Genomic DNA, 19,766 nt, shown 5'->3' with positions numbered 1-19,766 from the left:
TGTTTTTTCAGGAATGCTTATTTTTTGGCTCTATGTCAAATTCGGTTGATGCATAAAATTTGAAATCAAATATTATAGTTACCATAAACTATGTCGCTCAGCTAGTATTGCTTTAATTCCTATGGAATTTAGTATTACTAACTGAGCATTTTTTATTTTAAGCTGCTTTAGGCAATGGGGTATGGAAGCGATGTTTTTTCTTAGCTAATAGCTTGAATTTGATTAGAATTCTATTTCTGAAGTTATAGAAATTTCTGTATCCATAAGCGATTCTTTTTAGTACTTTAATGTTGTTATTTATAGCTTCTATAGGGCCGTTTGAGCGACCAGGATGATTTAATGCATTCATAATTTCTGGTAAAAAATTTCTAAAGCTTTTAAGTACTCTTTTAAGTCCGCCATCAGTATTTCTATCCTTAAGGTATTTAAGAATTTGATGAGTTAATTTATGATTTTCATTGGTCTTTATTGATGTACGAAGCGCATTTACTTTGTCATAGACATCCTTTAACTCTGGGCTTTCACCCAAAATAAAATTTATCATTGATTTTTCTGATTCTAATCCAGGGAAAAGCTTGTTATCTTTATAAAGCGTACTATTCAAGGATTCGGAAGGTTTAAGAATAAGCTTCCAATAATGTTTAAGTTTTCTATAGTATTTGCCATCCTTATGTCTTTTTTCATTCATTATCCTGATACGAACTCTATTGAGTTCTCTATTTAATGCTTGAACAAGGTGAAATCGATCTAAAATGATTTTCGCATTTGGAAATAACTGCTTAAATAAAGAAATATATGGGCTGTACATATCGGTTGTAACTGTTTCAACTCTTTTTCTTACTTCTCTATCAAACCGGATAAAATAAGCAAATAATGCACGCTTTCTACGATCAGGTAAAATATCTACGATTTGATGCGTATCACCATCACAAAATATAAAACTCATTTTACCTACTACATTTTTAACACTTTTGAATTCATCCACCATGATATGTTTGGGCAGTTCATTAAATGGACCTAACTTAACACTATTTGCAGTTTTATTAATATAACGTATTACAGAAGCAGAACTAACATTGTTATCGTAAGCAATGCCTTTGCAAGATCTATTCTCATGGCTTTGATACAGAATATGCAGTGCTAATTTATTACAGAAATTATGATGCTTTTTCACAAAATTCGTCTTTGCTACAAATGATGAATGGCATGAACGACAAAAGAACCTTTGTTTTTTAAGCTCTAAATAACTGGGACTACCTTGAATCTTCATAAGCTTTATCATCGTTTTTCTTTTACCATTCTTTACTATTCTATGGTTTTCATTTACTGCTCCGCAGTTTTCACAACAATCTGGTGTGTATGTCAAAGTGCCTTTAAATAGTAAAGTTCTTACCAAGTTAAAGTAAACTTCCTGAACATCATCAGAAAAAGTAATATTTTTCCCTTTATAATCAAGTATTTTTGCTATACAATGTGTCATAAGCGCAATTCCTCTCTTTATTTGTGTTGGTAACTTAAATATTAGGGGGTTGCGCCCTTTTTATGCAAAAAATTCGATTGAGAAATAACCGCTAGGTTATCTCATCAACCGAATTTATTATAGAGCCTATTTTTTCTGCTATGAAACTTTAACATTTTCATTGAGATAAGCTTTAGCAATACGGTCAGCAGCTTCTCTGCCGCCCGCAAAGCTTCTTGCGAATGGTCCTAACTCTATATCTGCAAGTGCACCGGATACAAATACACCAGGCATCCATTCTAAGCTTTCACTTAGTTTAGGGTGCTTTGTTTCTGTTAATGGTGCTTGGTTGTGCTGCACAAAGTTTTGAATGACAGGCAGCTGCATAATATTATTTTTAAAGCCTGTCGCAAGCAGAATAGTATCATAATCATACGCTGCTTTGTCAGTGATGATTTGGTGGTCTTTAATGTCTTTGATTTCATTTACATGTATTTGAAGCTGTCCTTCTTGTACATGCTTCTTAAGACGCAAATAAAGCTCTTTAGGCATAGAACCTTTATGACGTTCTTGAGCAATGATATTCAAGCGCTCTTTGGATGAATCGATTTCACGATAATGTGTCATTTTCTTCGGACCGAGCCATCCTGGATCAGCATCAAAATCATAAACTTCTATATCTTTATTCATCCATAAGTGAATTACATCAGAAGCGGAATCTTCAATCAGTTTTAATGTTAAGTGTGCTGCAGTGATACCGCTGCCGATGACGTGAGACGCATTATGATAAGGTGTTTCTGTATCATCAAAGATATGTTGTACATCAGGCTGATTTTGATACATATCTGGAATGTGCGGGATATTATTACTGCCGATGGCTAATAAGAGGTGGTCGCTGATAACACTGTCGTGTGCTTTCATATCGACTTTCCATTGCCCATCGACTTGTTCGACGTTCGTCGCAATATCTTTAATGTGGCGACTGTTTAAATCGAATTCATGCAGCATTTTATGCACATGGTCCATGAACATATCACGTTGCGGGCGTTGATATTTACCGTAAGTTGCTCCGGTATATTGGTGGTGTTTGGCGAATTTTTTCAAGTGGAAAGGGTCGGGATGTACATGATGCACATGCGGTGAGCGTAAGAATGGCATACCGATTCGGCATGAGAAGTCATCAAATTGTTCACACAAGGAGTCATGAGGGTCAATAATAGTCAATGCTTCAGCAGGAAGGCCTGAAGCGCGTAATTTTATAGCAATTGTTACAGCGTGAATACCGCCGCCAACGATTGTCCAAGACATAGCGTCACCTTCTTAAATCGTAATAGTTTCGATTTATTTAATATAGCACAAGTGACTGCTGTTCTCAAGTTAAAGCCAATAAAAAAGACGCTGTAAAAGACTGATTAAACAGCTTTTACAGCGTCTGAAATCTTCATTATGATTTACTTGCAGGTTTTGGTTTTTCTTGTTGTGCTTCGCTGATTTCATCTAATTGTGTTGATTTAGAATAAGGTGTTTTGACTTTATATGCCGCTTTGATAATCAAGTGGCTGGATAAAGGACCTGTAATTAAAATGAATAAAATCCCGATTAATAACTGCGGATTGACGAAGTGGTCTTTACCGATAAAGTATAAGAAAACACCGAGCATCAAACTCATAGATCCTAATGTAGCTGCTTTACCAGCTGCGTGAGAACGTCCGTAAACATCTTTAAGACGCAGGATACCGATTGAAGAAAGGGCGCTGATGATCGCTCCTATGACAACAAAGAATAATGCTAAACTAATCATTACTGTTTCTATCATGTTCGATCACCTTGCCTTTCTGCATATATTTGGCGAAAACAGCTGTACCTAGGAATGCGATAATTCCGATTAAAAGTATTGCGGAAATCATGTATTTTGTATCTAAGAAGATACTGAACAATGCGACGATAGCCATCAGCTGAATACCAATCGCATCTAGAGCCACAACTCGGTCTGCAAGAGAAGGGCCGAGCATTACACGGACAAGCATACCTAGAATCGACAGTGCAACAATGACAAGTGCAATGATAATTACTACGTTAAAGGCAAACATTATACTTCTCCCACCTCTCTGACAGCTTTTTCTAATGACGATTTGATACCTTCGATTTCTTCTTCTTTAGTACTGAAATCTAAACAGTGAATATAGATTTTTGTTTGATCATCACTGACACCGAGAACAATCGTTCCTGGAGTTAAAGTGATGAGGGTACTTAATACGACAACTTCCCAAGACTGTTTTAAATCTGTGTCGTAGACAAAGAATGCTGGTTGATTGTCGATTTTCGGTTTAACTACAATTCGGATAACATCGATATTAGCTTTGATTAATTCGATTAAGAAAATCACCATTAATTTAATCACATAATATAAAGTCACGATGTAGAAACGACCAGGTAAAATTTTTCGCATTAAGTAAACGAGCAGCAGCCCGAAAATAAATCCGAGTACGAAATTGTTAAGAGTGTAGCTGTCATTGACAAACAGCCAAAATATAGCAAGTAAAATATTAACTAAAACTTGAATTGCCATATTATTTCACCCCCAATACGCTGTCGATATATGCTTTAGGGTCGTAGAAAGTCACTGCTGCTTCTTTGATAAACGGATATAACCAATCTGCAGCAAAACTGAATACAACACATAATGCGACAGCAAGAATAGCGACGCTGAGCAAGCCGCGATAATGTAATTTATGGTTGATCTTATAACCTTTTGCTTCACCGAAGAAGCCTTTGATAAAGATTTTCATGACAGAGTATAAAATCAACAGACTTGAAAGCAATACAACAATACCGCTGATATAGAAGCCTTTTTCAAAAGCAGCTTTGACGATAAACATTTTACCGTAGAAACCGCTGAAAGGCGGAATACCAGCCAGGTTTAAACATGCGATAAAGAATGTCCAACCTAAAATCGGATAGCCTTTAATCAAGCCGCTGAACTTCCGTAAATCTGTGGTATTGGTAATCTTAAGCATAATACCGATTAAGAAGAATAAAGCAGCTTTAATGAGCATGTCGTTGACTGTGTAATACAATGCGCCGATAATACCGTCTTCATTCATCATTGCTACACCGACTAAGATAATACCGACCGCAATCATAATGTTATACAAGATGATTTTCTTAGTGTCGTTATAGCTGATGGCTCCGATAGAACCAAAGATGATCGTAAGCAATGCTAAGATCAGCACGGTATAGTGCGAGAATGAAAGCGAGTCTGCAAAGAACAAGCTTAATGTTCTTGCGATCGCATAGACACCGACTTTTGTAAGCAATGCACCAAAGAATGCGATGATTGCGAACGGAGGTGCGTAATATGCACCAGGCAACCATACATACATTGGGAAAGCACCGGCTTTTGTCGCAAATACGAATAGGAACATGATAAAGACAATGCTGACCAGTCCGCTGTCTGTATCTGACAAGTGGCCGAGTTTCTTACTGATATCAGCCATATTCAATGTGCCGACGACAGAGTATAAAATACCGACTGCCATAACAAAGAAGGCTGATGATGCTACGTTTACGAGCAAGTATTTGATACTTTCTTGCAGTTGGATTTTAGTACCGCCGATAACCAGCAATGCGTAAGACGAAATTAAAAATACTTCGAAGAATACGAACATGTTGAAAATATCGCCTGTAATAAAGGCACCGATGATACCTGTTTCCATAAACATTACTGCAAAGTAATAGTAATATGTTTCGCGATGCAAGCCGATAGATTGATATGAGAATAAGATAATCAATATCGTTACAATCAAGCTTGTAATGACTAAAATGGCACTGAATAAATCAAGTACAAATACAATACTGTATGGTGCTTTCCATGAACCTAATTCTAATTTAAGAGGGCCATGGTGCCAAACGTTAATGAAGTTGACAATTGCAAAACCTAAAGCAATTAATGATCCTGCTAAAGCAACATAACGTTTAATGAAAGGGCGCTTGCCGATAAATACGAGTACAACTGCTGTAATCATTGGAACAATCAGCATCGCTGCAATCAAGTTATCTTGAGTCATCATCTTCAGGCACTCCCTTCATTCTTTCTACGTTGTCAGTTCCGAGTTCTTTATAACTTCTAAAGGCAAGTACTAAGAAGAACGCGGTTACTGCGAATGAAATAACAATCGCAGTTAAAATCAATGCTTGCGGAATAGGGTCGACGTAATTTTTTGTACCGTGTTTGAAAATAGGTACAGTACCTTCGCCCAAACCGCCCATTGTAATTAAAAACAAGTTGGCTGCGTGCGTTTGAACAGCGGTACCGATAATGATTCGAATCAAGCTCTTAGATAAAATGAGATAGATACTGATTGATGTTAAGATACCGCAAACAATAATCATAATTATTTCCATTACTCATTCTCTCCAATCGCTAAAATAATCGTCATTACTGTACCGACTACTGCAAGCAGTACACCTAAGTCAAAGAAGACTGCAGTGTGGATTTCCATTGGTTTTAATAATGGAAGCGGAATTTCAAACACTTTGTGTGTGAAGAAATTCTTGCCGTATAACCAACTTGCCATAGGTGTTAATACACAAAATGTTAAGCCGGCAGCAATTAATTTTTTAAAGTCCCATGGGAAGATTTTACGCATGGTTTTAACGTCATAGGAAACTGCCACAAGTACTAAAGAACTTGAAACGAGCAAGCCTCCGATAAATCCTCCTCCTGGTTGATAATGTCCGTTAAGGAATAACGAAAAGGCAAACATCATGATCAGGAAGAAAATGACGATTGTTGAATACTGAAAGATAATATCATTTTTCTGTTTGTTCATTTTCTTCCACCCTTTCATAACCGTTTTTGTGTTTAGAGCGCAATTTAATCAATGTGTAAACACCAAGTCCTGCAATACCGAGTACAGATGATTCGAATAATGTATCGGTACCACGGAAGTCGACAAGGATAACGTTTACCATGTTGTTACCATGCGCTAAGCTAAGCACATTGTCTTTATAGAATTGTGCAATTGATTCGAAATGTCTGTTACCGTATGCAATTAAACCGAGTACAGTCACTACTAAACCAACGCCGCCTGCGATAATCGCATTGACAACTTTGAATGAAGTAGATTCATTGTGTCGGTTTAAGTTAGGCAAGTGGTAGAAACATAATAAGAACAATGCTGTTGAGATTGTTTCAACTACGAATTGTGTCAATGCCAAGTCCGGTGCGTTAAAGAAGATAAAGAATATCGCCATAGAATAGCCGACCGCACTTAACATGATAATGCTGAACAATCTTGAACGCGCAAATACAATCATTGTAGCAGATGCAAGAATCATCACTACGATAATGATTTCATAAGATCTGACGCGTGTAACATGTTCAAAATTCAATGTGAATGGCATGCATAATATTGTAATGACTGCTAACGCAATCAAACTTCCCATAATGACAAGTAATTTATTGCGGATAAATCCGCTCATATAAGTGTTTGTGACTTTTTTAGAATAGCTTGGCAAGTTATCAGATGAACGATTGTAGAAATAGTTAAGTTCTAAGCGTTCAGGGATAGCTTCCAAGATTTTAACCCACTTATGATAAGCCAATATCAATAAGATACCGATGACGTAAATGAATAACGTTGAGAAGAATGCAGGTGTGAAACCATGGAATAAATGGAATTCTGCATCTGGCAACTCAGCATTACGTATCGCCTGACTGGCAGGATCGATAATCGGTTTAGCTAAAAGACCTGGGAATAAACCGAAAAGTACGACTAATACAGCTAAAAATGCCGGCGCAATCCACATTAATACTGAAGGTTCATGTGGTTTGTGCGGTAAATCGTCCGGTTTGTAAGAGCCCCAAAAGATTTGACCGATAAATCTTACTGAATAAACGAATGTAAAAATACTGCCGAGTATTGCGACAATCGGAATCAGTACACCAAGTGTATTCAAACTGAAAATACCGGCATGTGTAACATTAATCATCGCTTCAAGGAAACTTTCTTTAGATAAGAATCCGTTGAACGGCGGAACACCGGCCATACTTAGTGCTGAAATTACTGTGATTGTAAATGAAATCGGCATAACGGTCATAAGTCCGCCCAATTTACGCACATCACGTGTTCCTGTTTCATGATCGACAATACCTGCAATCATGAAGAGGGCACATTTGAAAGTGGCATGGTTGATTAAGTGAAAGACTGCTGCAACGAAAGCTGCTGCATACATCTGACTTTGTTCACCTTGGTAATGGAAACTTACTGCACCAATACCAAGCATGGACATGACCATACCGAGTTGTGAAACCGTCGAGAATGCCAAGATTCCCTTCAAATCTGCTTGTTTTGTCGCATTTAAAGATGCCCAGAACAATGTAATTAATCCAATTGCTGTTACAGCCCAAATCCATCCTTGAGACAAGGCGAAGATAGGTGTAAGACGTGCAACTAAGTAAATGCCTGCTTTTACCATGGTAGCTGAGTGAAGATAAGCACTGACTGGTGTTGGTGCTTCCATTGCATCTGGCAACCATATGTAAAATGGAAATTGTGCAGATTTTGTCATTGCGCCAAAGAGTATTAAAATCATAGCCAAAATAAAGAATGGACTCGATTGAATCTCAGAGGCATGAGCAATGAGATGGCGAATACTTGTTGAGTGTCCTGAAAGTGTCATTAAGATAAGGCCGCCGAGTAAAGATAGTCCGCCGAATACTGTAATTAATAATGACTTTTGCGCACCATACAATGAAGCATGGCGTGTACGCCAAAATGAAATTAATAAGAAACTAGAAAATGAAGTCATTTCCCAGAATAAATACAGCATGAAGACATTATCAGATAAAACGACGCCTAACATTGCACCCATAAAGAGTAGTAAATAGCAATAGAAATTCCCTAGTTGTTCTTTTTTGCTTAGATAGCTGATTGAATAGAAAGTAACGAGTGAACCGATACCTGTAATCAATAAACTGAATAATAAACTTAAGCCATCTACATATAAATTAAAGTTCATACCGATCTGCGGCATCCATTGCAATTCCGCAAATCTAGGTTTACCTGACATCGTTGTCGAAATATAAGTTAAGAAATAAATAAATAAAACGACGGGGACAGGCAATACGAACCATCCTATATGTATACGTTTAATAAAACGATAAACAATAGGGATAATGAGTGCAAAGATGAACGGCAACAATACCGCTGCATGTAACCAACTCATTATTTGTCCTCCTTTGAATATAAGATAACCCCATTATACATCAATGTGATAGGGGTAAAAACCTTGATTTTCAGTAACCCGCTTACATTTCACGGAACTGTTAAATAAGAAGAAACACATGATTTTTAGTGGAAAGTTTTTTTATACTGAACGCTGTAATCTTTTTTGAGTGTATTTAAGTTCTCTAAAGAACGTTTTGCGTGTTCAGTATCTTGTTGTCGCAATTGTTCTTCTAAATCTGTAATCGCTTGCTGCAGAGAGTCCGCGTAATCTAAAGTTTCTACGTTGAAATCACGTAATTTAGAACGTGGTGTGAATCTCTTTTCGTAATGACTGAGTGCACGGCGTTCATGGAAGAAGACACCATCAACTGCGTTCGGGTTATGCAAGTCGCCTTGTTTTGGATGCTTGATGACTTGTTCGACTTGAACCAAGACTTCCCCGTTGTCTTTCTCTTCTACAATAGATACACCGTAAGTTCCGGTTTTATGTGAGAAACGATATAACATTTTAATACTTCCTTTCTGTTCTATATGTTAATATTGTGATATATCAATCTTAACATGAATGGAGTATTTAACATGGCAAACTATCCTCAATTAAATAAAGAAATACAAGATAATGAAATTAAAGTAGTAATGCATACAAATAAAGGCGATATGACATTTAAATTATTACCGGACTTAGCACCGAAAACAGTAGAAAACTTTGTAACACACGCTAAAAACGGTTATTACGACGGCATTACATTCCACCGTGTTATCAACGATTTCATGGTACAAGGCGGCGACCCGACTGCAACAGGTATGGGCGGCGAAAGTATTTACGGCGGTTCATTCGAAGATGAATTCTCAATGGAAGCTTTCAACTTATACGGCGCATTATCAATGGCTAATGCAGGACCGAATACAAATGGTTCTCAATTCTTTATTGTACAAATGAAAGAAGTACCTGAAAACATGTTGAATCAATTAGCTGACGGCGGTTGGCCAGAACCAATCGTAGAAGCATACGGTGAAAAAGGCGGTACACCTTGGTTAGACCAAAAACATACAGTATTCGGCCAATTAATCGATGGAGAAGCGACTTTAGAAGATATCGCGAATACTAAAGTAGGACCTCAAGACAAACCTGTACACGATGTAGTCATCGAATCTATTGATGTAGAAGAAAAATAATCTTGTACTTTAATGAAAAATGAATCCGATACAGCTCGATTTGTGAAGACGCAAATCGGGCTTATTTTAAGTAATAGAGGAGGGTACTGATCGAATGGAAAAGAATGAAGTCAACATTGCCTTATACCAATTATTAGCAGATTGGAATCCGATGCAATTTCAAGATAAAACGATGGGCGATGCAGAAGTATATGAAATGATGGATGCAGTGCATCAAGCAGAAAACGCTGATGAACTTGCTCAGAAGTTTCAAGATATCTTTATATTTTCATTTGAAGAACGCTTGCCGATAAAAGCATGCAAACAAAAAGCTGATGAAGCTTTATCATTAGAAGGCACGTGCGGATTATAATACAGGAGGGACAGAAGAATGTCTGAAATGCTGGATTTATATGATCAATACCGCCAAGCACTTAAAGGACAAGTTGTTGAACGCGGCCACCAATTGCCAGAAGGCACGTATCATTTAGTTGTACATGTATGTGTATTTAATCAAAAAGGCGAAATGCTGATTCAACAAAGAAAACATGATAAAAAACTATGGCCTGGATTATGGGACTTTAGTGCAGCCGGTGCAGTGATGCAAGGAGAAACAAGCAATCAAGCAGCACAACGTGAAGTCAAAGAAGAACTGGATTTAGACTTGGATTTCTCTTTAATGCGTCCGCAACTAGCTATGACTTACACTGCTGGGTTCGATGATATCTATTTGATTCAAGCAGATATAGATGAAACGGATATTTCCATTGAACCAGAGGAAGTCGAAGCCATCCGTTTTGTGAATCGCGAGACACTGTTAGACATGCTTGATTCAAAGGCATTTATTAATTATAAGCCGGGCTTGATTGCGCTTATTTTTGATTTTATTGCTTCGCAAAATGATGGGATGTACCAATCATAATGCAGTATCAATCATGAAACTTCTATATATCATTATATATTCATCTAAATAGACATGGATAAATGGGTCATTTTGATCGGTTTATCCATTTTTTAATTTCGATACAATCAAAACACATATAGTGTGTGCAAGAGAAAACGCTTTAGTTTGATTTTAAATGTTACAAAAATATTAAATTTTCATAAGAGAATAATCACAAAAATAGTTGCTTCATATTAACTATAAACGCGAAAAACAAAGTAAGCATCAATTAGTGATTTTAAAGCTTGCAGTGGTGCAACAATATATGAAATTTGCATATTCAATGCAGTAAACAACAAATACAATCAATAATAATTACTTAAAAAACGATAACATTTCTATTATATACAAAGACGTACCTCCAATTTATAATTATAAGGTAGTTCAAAACTTAATATATCGGAGGACATCACATGAAGAAATTGGACTTTTTGCCTAATCTGAAGAATAGATACTCAATTAGAAGATTTTCTGTAGGAACAGCTTCTATCTTAATCGGGTCTCTATTATTTTTAGGTCACAACGGCGAAGCCAAAGCAGCAGAGAATACAAACGATACAACAGTTGCTGAGGCAACAAAAGCATCAAGTACAGCGCAGCCGACCACTGCAGCTGCAACTTTGCAAGAAAACACAGCACCAGCAACAGAGACAAATGCTGACAAGACAGCACCTAGTGCTTTAGAACTTGCGAAAACACAAGCATTAAAGCAACTTGAAACTTATAAGCATTTATCTGAAACACAGGTTCATCAATTCACTGAAGCCATCCAGCAAGCAAAAACAGAAGCGGATGTTCAAACAGTGGTTGAACATGCTAAAACAGCAGAAGATGAAGCGGTTCAAAAAGAAGAACAAGCAAAGGCAGAGGCAGCCAAAAAAGCAGCTGCCGAAACAGCTTCAACGAAAACGCAATCAGCAGCAAAAACAACTGAGACAACTTCAAACACTGAAACAGCTAAAACACCAACAAGCGAAACAGTTTCATCATCAGAAACAACACCAGCACCATCGGTTGCGGTTGAACAAACAACACCGACTGTTGAAGCAGCCGCTTTAAGCGTTGAACAAAAAGTGGAAAAAGTAAGAACAGCTTTAGCTGCCGATTATGATAATACACAAATAGACGAAGTGTTATCAGTGATTGATGTCAGCAATTTAACGGATGAACAAATTAAAGCAGAAGCTTTAAGAATTTTATTAGGCCGTGCATCAGAAGAAAAAGACTTCTACAGCCCGCAAGCTACATTGCCAAGAACAGAAGAGGCAGAACAAAAAACAGCAGTGCGTGCGTTTAGTGTAGATACAACTAAAAAAGATGAAGTGGTCGTTACGCCAGAAAACTTTAATGATTATTTCTGGACTGTTGATGATGCGACTTATGATAAATCTACGGGTATTGCGACGTTAACTCCGAATGAAAGAAGTAAAAAAGGTTCAATTTCATTAGATACTAAAATGAATATTAATAAAGACTTCCATTTCTCTGGTGAAGTCAACTTAGGTGATAAAGGGGAAGGCCACCCTAAAAACGGCGCAGAAGGCGGCGATGGTATTACCTTTATTTTCAACCCAGGGAATACACATGAATTAGGACTTTATGGATCCGCTGTTGGTATGGGCGGACTTAAATATGCCTTTGGCTTTAAATTAGATACTTATGTAAATAAAAGCTATGACCCGAAAGGAAAAAGTAATCCTGATCCGAACCAATTCTATAATAAAGGCTCTTTCGGGGCATTTGCGTGGAGTAATTCATCTGGTATAGTTTCAACGCAATCAGGTAACGCGGGCTGGGACGCAACTATGTTAAATCCTCAACCAGCGGATAACCAATTCCAAACGTTCACAATTGACTACAATGGTGAAACTAAAGATATGACAATCACGTATGCGGGTCAAACTTGGAAACAAAATATGAAGAGTTACTTTAGATACACGCATAAAAATGAGTATGCATTATCTATTGCGGCATCTACAGGCGGTGCGTATAACTTACAACAAGTTAAAATTAAAGAATTCACTTATACTGCAGGTGCATTATTTGAAGAAGACTTTATTGATGCGGATACACATGAATTATTTGACCGTCCGATTCGTACGTCTGGTGATGTAGATAAAATCATCACTGTGCAAGATCATTCGGCGTATTTAGCTGATAAAGGTTATAGATTATTAACTGAAGATGATACGTTGGCACCGACATATGACAAAGCGAAACATACGGTTAAATTAACGAATGAAAGTCAGTTCATTTTATATCATGTAAAAGATATTCAAGCACCGGTCATCGGCGATATCGCGGATCAGTCAGTAGGTACAAACACTGAAATGGCACCGTTGGTTTTAGATATTACAGATAATAGTAAATATCTTGCCTCTAAAACAGTGACAGGCTTGCCTGACGGCGTTACTTTCAACAGCGATACCAATACGATTTCTGGTACACCGACTGCGGCGGGTACATCTACTGTGACAGTTACAGCTACTGACCATGCTGGATTAACTACGACTAAAACATTCACATATACAGTAACTGATACACAAGCACCAACAATTACACCAGTAGGCAATCAAACAGCTGAAGCATATAATACGATTGCGCCGATTACAATCGCAGCACAAGATAATGCACAAACAGCACCGACAGTAACGGTAACAGGTCTGCCGGCTGGATTAACTTATAATCCGACAACACATCAAATTACAGGTAAACCAACAGCAACAGGTACATCAACAGTAACTGTAACAGCGACAGATGCGGCAAATAATACCAGCACTTCTACATTTGATATTACAGTTCAGCCTAATCGTGCATTAGAAGCTTTAAGAACAGCAGTCGCAGATGCGAAAACAGTAAATAAAGCAGACTATACTCCTAACAGCGTGGCAGCGTTAGACGCTAAAGTAGCTGAGGGAGAAGCATTGCTAGCACATCCTGAAAATGGTTCAACTGAACAATTTAATACAAAAGCACAAGAAGTGACTCAAGCTAAAACACAATTAGTACGCCGTGCTGATAAAACAGCATTGAAAAAAGCCATTGCAGATGCAGAAAAGATTACTAACTTAGATCCTACAAAAGCAATCGATCAGCAATTAAAAACTGCTTTAGCCAATGCCAAAACAGTTGATGCAGATTTAAATGCGACACAAAAAGCGACAGATGACAGTAAAAACAGCTTGATTAATGCGATTCAAGAAAAGTTAAGAGCGGATGCATATGAAAAATTGCAAGAAGCAGTAGCTAGAGGTGTACAAGTCGCAAGTACAAACGGCTATACACCAAACAGTATTCAAGCAGTCAAAGATATGATTCAAAAAGTGAATCCTTTAGTAACAGCATCTATGTCTGATGATCCAGCGGTTCGTAAGCAATTTACAGTTGCGCAAATCGAGCAAGCAACTAAAGATATTAATGACAGTATTTCTGGTTTAGTACGTCAAGCAGATAAAACAGAACTGCAAAAAGCAATTGATAAAGCAGGTACGTTAGGTACATTAAATCCATCAGATAAAGAAGACAAAGCAGTTCAAGATAAATTAGCAGCAGCAAACCAAGTAAAAGCTGACGGTAATGCGACACAACAACAAGTCACTGATGCGACAACTGCATTAAATGATGCGATTAATAAAAAATTGTATCAAGATGCATTAGATTTACTTAACGCAGCAATCAGAGATGCAAAAGCTGTAACAAAAAGCAATTACACACCTCAAACAGTCGCACCATTTGAAGCGGCGATTACTGCAGGTGAAACTAAAGCAGCAGATACACATGCGACACCTGAACAATTGAAAGCAGCAGCTCAAGCAATCAAAGATGCGCAAAATCAATTACAGCCTGTATCAGATAAAGCAGCTTTAAAAGAAGCCATCAAAAAAGCAGAAGCATTACAAGGATTAGATCCGACTGATAGAGAAGATAAAGCAATACAAGATGCGTTAGCAGCAGCAAAAACAGTTGACGGTAATGCCAATGCCACTCAACAACAAGTAGCAGCAGCAACAAAAACATTAAACGATGCATTAGCAGCGAAAGAACGCCAAGATGCATTAGATGTACTTAACGCAGCAATCAAAGATGCTGAAGCTGTAACGAAAAACAATTACACACCTCAAACGGTTACACCATTTGAAGCAGCGATTACAGCAGGAAAAGCTAAAGCAGCCGATGCACAAGCAACGCCTGAACAGTTAAAAGCAGCAGCACAAGCGATTAAAGATGCTAAAAATGCTTTGAAATTAAAAGCAGATAAAAATGCTTTAAATACATCTATTGCAACTGCAGAAGCATTACCGCCGTTGAAATCAGGAGATCCTGAAGATGATGCAGTTAAAGCAGCATTAGCAAAAGCTAAAGCGGTACAAGCTGACCAAAATGCAGATCAAGCAGCAGTAGACGCAGCGAAAGCTGAATTAGACAATGCGATAAATGCTAAGAAGGCACAAGATGCAGCGGATGCGCTTAAACAAGCAGCATTAGATGCATTGAAAGCAGAATTAGCTAAAGCAGCGAAAATTAATAAAAACAACTTCACACCTGAAACAGTGACACCTTTAACTGAAAAAGAAAATGCAGGTAAAGCTATCGTTGCAAACCCTGATAATCAAACAGTTGAAGCTATCAACGCAGCAACAGAAGCACTTAAAGCAGCTGAAAATGCACTACAAGCCAAATCTGATAAAGCCGCATTGCAAGCAGCTATTGATAAAGCAGATGCACTTACAGGTTTAAATCCAGCTGATAAAGAAGATAAAGCAGTGATTGATGCACTAGCAGCAGGTAAAACAATCAACGCTGATCAAAATGCTTCGCAACCAGCAGTTCAAGCAGCGACAAAAGCTTTAAATGACGCTTTAGCAGCAAAAGAACATGCGGATGCTTTAGATGCGTTAAAAGCAGAACTTGCTAAAGTAGCAGGTATCAATAAAAATCAATATACACCAAACAGTGTAGCGCCATTGAATACTAAAGAAACAGAAGGCAAAGCTATCGTTGCAGCACCAAATGCAAAAACAACTGATGAAATTAAAGCAGCAACAGAAGCATTGAAAGCAGCAGAGGCAGGCTTAGTTCAAAAAGCAGATAAAACTGCATTGCAAGCTGCAATTAATAAAGCAGAAGCCTTACCAAACTTGAAAGCAAGTGATCCTGAGGATAAAGCAGTCCAAGATAAACTTGCTGCTGCACAAGCAGTCAAAGCAAATGAAAATGCAACACCAGCTCAGGTTGCAGAAGCGACACAAGCATTAAATGATGCCATCGCAGCAAAAGAACGTCAAGACGCTTTAGATGAATTGAATAAAGCGATAGCTGCAGGTGAAGCGGTTAATAAAGCTGACTATACTCCTAATTCAGTAGCACCGTTAACAACAGCTATCAATGAAGGTAAAGTAAAAGCAGCAGATGCTAATGCAACACCTGAACAATTGAAAGCAGCTGCACAGGCGATTAAGGATGCACAAAACCACTTACAACCTGTGTCAGATAAAGCGGCTTTAAAAGCAGCCTTCAAAAAAGCAGAAGCACTACCAGCATTAAATCCAGCTGACAAAGAGGACAAAGCGGTTCAAGACGCATTAGCAGCAGCGAAAACAGTTGATGGCAATGCCAATGCAACACCAGCTGAAGTTGCGGCAGCAACTAAAGCATTAAATGATGCAATCGCAGCAAAAGAACGCCAGGATGCTTTAGATGAATTACAAAAAGCAATTGATGCGGCAAATGCAGTAAATAAAAACGAGTATAAACCAAGCACTGTTACACCATTTGAAGCAGCAATCACTGCGGGAGAAGCAGCGAAAGCTGATGCGACTAAGACTCCAGAAGAGTTGAAAGCAGCGGCCCAAGCAATCAAAGATGCACAAAATGCATTACAAGCTAAAGCAAATAAAGCAGGACTAGAAGGTTCAATTGCGACAGCCGAAGGCTTAGGTCAACTCAACCCAGCTGACGCAGAAGATAAAGCGGTTCAAGATGCATTAGCTAAAGCGAAAGCTGTACAAGCAGATCCAAACGCTTCACAAGAAGCAGTGGACGTAGCTAAAGCAGCGTTAGATGAAGCGATTAATGCTAAGAAAGTTGCAGATGCCAAAGACGCAGCAGATGCGGCAGCGTTGAAACAAGCAGCACTAGATGCATTGAAAGCAGAACTTGCAAAAGTAGCACAAATCAACAAAGACAATTTCACACCGAATACAGTGTCACCGTTAACAGAAAAAGAAGATGCAGGTAAAGGAATTGTTGCAGCACCAGATGCTAAGACAGTAGAAGAAATTCAAGCAGCGACACAAGCATTGAAAGATGCGGAAGCAGGCTTAGTTGCAAAAGCAGATAAAACAGAATTAAAAGTGGCAATTAACAAAGCAGAAGCTTTACCAGCATTAAATCCAGCAGATAAAGAGGACAAAGCGGTACAAGACGCATTAGCAGCAGCTAAAACAGTTGACGGCAATGCCAACGCAACACCAGCTGAAGTTGCGGCAGCAACTAAAGCATTAAATGATGCAATCGCAGCGAAAGAACGCCAAGATGCTTTAGACGAATTACAAAAAGCATTAGACACAGCTAAAGCAGTTAATAAAAACGACTATAAACCAAGTACTGTAACGCCATTTGAAGCAGCAATCACTGCGGGAGAAGCAGCGAAAGCTGATGCGACTAAGACTCCAGAAGAGTTGAAAGCAGCGGCACAAGCAATCAAAGATGCACAAAATGCATTACAAGCGAAAGCTAATAAAGCAGGATTAGAAGGTTCAATTGCGACAGCCGAAGGCTTAGGTCAACTTAACCCAGCAGACGCAGAAGACAAAGCGGTACAAGATGCATTAGCTAAAGCTAAGGAAGTTCAAGCAGATCCAAATGCTTCACAAGAAGCAGTGGATGCAGCTAAAGCAGCGTTAGATGAAGCAATTAACGCTAAGAAAGTTGCAGATGCCAAAGACGCAGCAGATGCGGCAGCATTAAAACAAGCAGCGCTTGATGCATTGAAAGCAGAATTGGCTAAGGTAGCTCAACTTGATAAAAATGCATACACTCCAAATAGTGTAACCCCGTTAAATACTACTGAAACAGCAGGTCAATCAATCGTAGATGATCCAGCAAATAAAACAGTAGAAGAAATTCAAGCAGCGACTCAAGCATTGAAAGATGCGGAAGCAGGACTAGTTGCGAAAGCAAATAAGGATGCATTAAATACAGCAATCACAGCAGCCGAAGGCTTAACATTAAATCCTTCAGATGCGGAAGACAAAGCAGTCCAAGATGCATTAGCAAAAGCGAAAGCTGTACAAGCAGATCCAAATGCGACACAAGCAGAAGTAGATGCAGCGAAGGATGCATTGAACAAAGCAATTGAAGCGAAAACAGCTCAAGATAAAGCCGATGCAATTAATGCAGCGCTAGATGCATTAAAAGCAGAATTAGCTAAGGTAGCACAATTAGACAAAGATGCTTATACACCAAATAGTGTTCAACCATTGAATACTGCAGAAACAGCAGGCAAAGCAATTGTAGCTGCACCAGAAGCTAAGACATTAGAAGAAATACAAGCAGCGACACAAGCATTGAAAGATGCGGAAGCAGGCTTAGTTGCGAAAGCAAATAAAGATGCATTAAATACAGCAATCACAGCAGCCGAAGGCTTAACGTTAAATCCTTCAGATGCAGAGGATAAAGCGGTCCAAGATGCATTGGCAAAAGCGAAAGCTGTACAAGCAGATCCAAATGCAATACAAGCAGAAGTAGATGCGGCGAAAGATGCATTGAACAAAGCAATTGAAGCGAAAACTTCACAAGATAAAGCCGATGCAATAAATGCAGCGCTTGATGCACTAAAAGCAGAACTTGAAAAAGTTGATCGCTTAGATAGAGATGCGTACACACCAGATAGTGTTTTACCATTAGATGACGCAGAAGAAGCAGGATATGCTGTTGTTGAAGCATCAGAAAGTAAAACAGTAGAAGAAATTGAAGCAGCAACACAAGCATTGAAAGATGCAGAAGCTGGTTTAGTAGAACAAGCGAATAAACATGTATTAGAAACATTGATTGACTATGCGGAATGCTTAGAATTAGATCCGACAGATGCTGAAGATAAAGCAGTTCTAGCTGCATTAGCAACTGCAGAAACAGTAGATGCAGATCCGAATGCGGTTCAAGCTGCAGTGGATGGCGCAACTTATGCATTAGATAAAGCAATTGAGGCAAAAGATGCACAAGATAAAGCTGATGCATTAGCTGAATTAGAAAAAGCAATCGAAGAAGCACAAACAATTGAAACTTCTAATTGCCCAGAAGAAACAGCAGAAGCGTTAGATAACCAAGTGAAAGTCGGTCAAACAATTATTGAACAGCCAAATCATCAACCAATTCAAACAATTGAAGAGGCTGCGAAAGATATTTGCGATACTTTAGAAGTATTAGGCTCAAAAGCACCTGATAATACTAAAGTTACTGTTCCAACGAAAGGTAATACAACTGTGGGCAAAGAAACTAAAGGCAACACTGGAGAAGTTAATCCAACAACTGTTGAAAATACAACTTCACAAGGCCAATCAAATGATGACAGAGCTCATCTTAAAGTTCCACAACAATCACAAGCATCACAAACAACTGTTGAAACAGAATCAAATACTAAATCAAACGTAAACACTGAGACAAAAGTAAATACTGAGACAAAAGTAAACGCTGAAACAAAAGCGAATGATACTGTGAAAGCAGATGTAAAAGCAAAAGCAACAACAAAAGCAGCATCAAAATCTGGTTCGAAATCAGTATCAAAAGCTGGAAAAGCCAAAGTATTGCCAAATACTGGTGAAAATACTTCAAACAGCGGTGCATTATTCGGCGGATTATTTGCAGCACTCGGATCAGTACTATTGTTCAGAAAACGTAAAAATGAAGATAAAGATCATTCAGAAAAATAAAATTGCGTTAATGAATCATAAAGAATATTAAGCACAATAAGCACAAT

General features: G+C 38.3%; 14 protein-coding genes. 4 read left to right on the top strand and 10 right to left on the bottom strand.

Translation table 11 applies throughout. The features are described from left to right. Positions 1-157: 157 nt before the first annotated feature. The 10 genes from MUA90_RS10505 to MUA90_RS10460 form a co-directional block, all read right to left on the bottom strand. Positions 158-1,480, bottom strand: coding sequence for an ISL3 family transposase (locus MUA90_RS10505; RefSeq protein WP_262585957.1), 1,323 nt, complete (start codon positions 1,478-1,480; stop codon positions 158-160). 138 nt (positions 1,481-1,618) lie between these two features. After that, positions 1,619-2,767: an NAD(P)/FAD-dependent oxidoreductase gene (locus MUA90_RS10500; protein WP_262586773.1), complete on the bottom strand. Its 1,149-nt coding sequence runs from the start codon at positions 2,765-2,767 to the stop codon at positions 1,619-1,621. A 136-nt stretch (positions 2,768-2,903) separates the two neighbouring features. Further along, a complete protein-coding gene (locus MUA90_RS10495; protein ID WP_262586771.1) occupies positions 2,904-3,275 on the bottom strand; it encodes a Na+/H+ antiporter subunit G1 in 372 nt (123 codons plus the stop codon). Further along, the gene (locus tag MUA90_RS10490; protein WP_114603760.1) at positions 3,253-3,549 is read right to left on the bottom strand and encodes a Na(+)/H(+) antiporter subunit F1; all 297 of its coding nucleotides are present in this window, start codon (positions 3,547-3,549) and stop codon (positions 3,253-3,255) included. Before MUA90_RS10490 ends, MUA90_RS10495 begins: the two co-directional genes overlap by 23 nt. After that, positions 3,549-4,028, bottom strand: coding sequence for a Na+/H+ antiporter subunit E (locus MUA90_RS10485; protein WP_262586768.1), 480 nt, complete (start codon positions 4,026-4,028; stop codon positions 3,549-3,551). The genes MUA90_RS10490 and MUA90_RS10485 overlap by 1 nt, the downstream gene beginning before the upstream one ends. Before the next feature lies 1 nt (position 4,029). Continuing rightward, positions 4,030-5,526, bottom strand: coding sequence for a Na+/H+ antiporter subunit D (locus MUA90_RS10480; RefSeq protein WP_114603763.1), 1,497 nt, complete (start codon positions 5,524-5,526; stop codon positions 4,030-4,032). Further along, positions 5,513-5,863 carry a Na+/H+ antiporter Mnh1 subunit C gene (mnhC1, locus tag MUA90_RS10475; RefSeq protein WP_105993647.1) on the bottom strand — a complete coding sequence of 117 codons (351 nt, stop codon included), beginning with the start codon at positions 5,861-5,863 and terminating at the stop codon, positions 5,513-5,515. Before mnhC1 ends, MUA90_RS10480 begins: the two co-directional genes overlap by 14 nt. Beyond that, on the bottom strand, positions 5,863-6,291 hold the full coding sequence (locus MUA90_RS10470; RefSeq protein ID WP_105993648.1) for a Na(+)/H(+) antiporter subunit B: 429 nt from the start codon (positions 6,289-6,291) through the stop codon (positions 5,863-5,865). The genes mnhC1 and MUA90_RS10470 overlap by 1 nt, the downstream gene beginning before the upstream one ends. Next, a complete protein-coding gene (locus tag MUA90_RS10465) occupies positions 6,272-8,689 on the bottom strand; it encodes a Na+/H+ antiporter subunit A (protein ID WP_262586765.1) in 2,418 nt (805 codons plus the stop codon). The genes MUA90_RS10470 and MUA90_RS10465 overlap by 20 nt, the downstream gene beginning before the upstream one ends. A 125-nt stretch (positions 8,690-8,814) precedes the next feature. Continuing rightward, complete coding sequence (locus MUA90_RS10460; protein ID WP_262586764.1) at positions 8,815-9,198, bottom strand: sporulation phosphorelay system protein KapB; 384 nt, start codon at positions 9,196-9,198, stop codon at positions 8,815-8,817. Positions 9,199-9,270: 72 nt separating this feature from the next. Between MUA90_RS10460 and MUA90_RS10455 the strand changes: the two genes are divergently transcribed. The 4 genes from MUA90_RS10455 (at position 9,271) to MUA90_RS10440 (ending at position 19,719) form a co-directional block, all read left to right on the top strand. Beyond that, positions 9,271-9,867, top strand: a complete 597-nt coding sequence (locus MUA90_RS10455) for a peptidylprolyl isomerase (protein WP_105993651.1) — start codon at positions 9,271-9,273, stop codon at positions 9,865-9,867. A gap of 94 nt (positions 9,868-9,961) precedes the next feature. Next, positions 9,962-10,219, top strand: a complete 258-nt coding sequence (locus tag MUA90_RS10450) for a DUF1871 family protein (RefSeq protein WP_114603757.1) — start codon at positions 9,962-9,964, stop codon at positions 10,217-10,219. 18 nt (positions 10,220-10,237) lie between these two features. Then, complete coding sequence (locus tag MUA90_RS10445; RefSeq protein WP_262586762.1) at positions 10,238-10,768, top strand: NUDIX hydrolase; 531 nt, start codon at positions 10,238-10,240, stop codon at positions 10,766-10,768. A 434-nt stretch (positions 10,769-11,202) separates the two neighbouring features. Then, positions 11,203-19,719, top strand: coding sequence for a lectin-like domain-containing protein (locus tag MUA90_RS10440; protein WP_262586760.1), 8,517 nt, complete (start codon positions 11,203-11,205; stop codon positions 19,717-19,719). The last annotated feature ends 47 nt before the right edge of the window (positions 19,720-19,766 follow it).

This window comes from Staphylococcus sp. IVB6181 (assembly GCF_025561445.1).
Taxonomy (GTDB): domain Bacteria; phylum Bacillota; class Bacilli; order Staphylococcales; family Staphylococcaceae; genus Staphylococcus; species Staphylococcus simulans_B.
The sequence above is the reverse complement of the archived record's forward strand: the minus strand, read 5'-3'. Positions and strand labels throughout refer to the sequence as shown.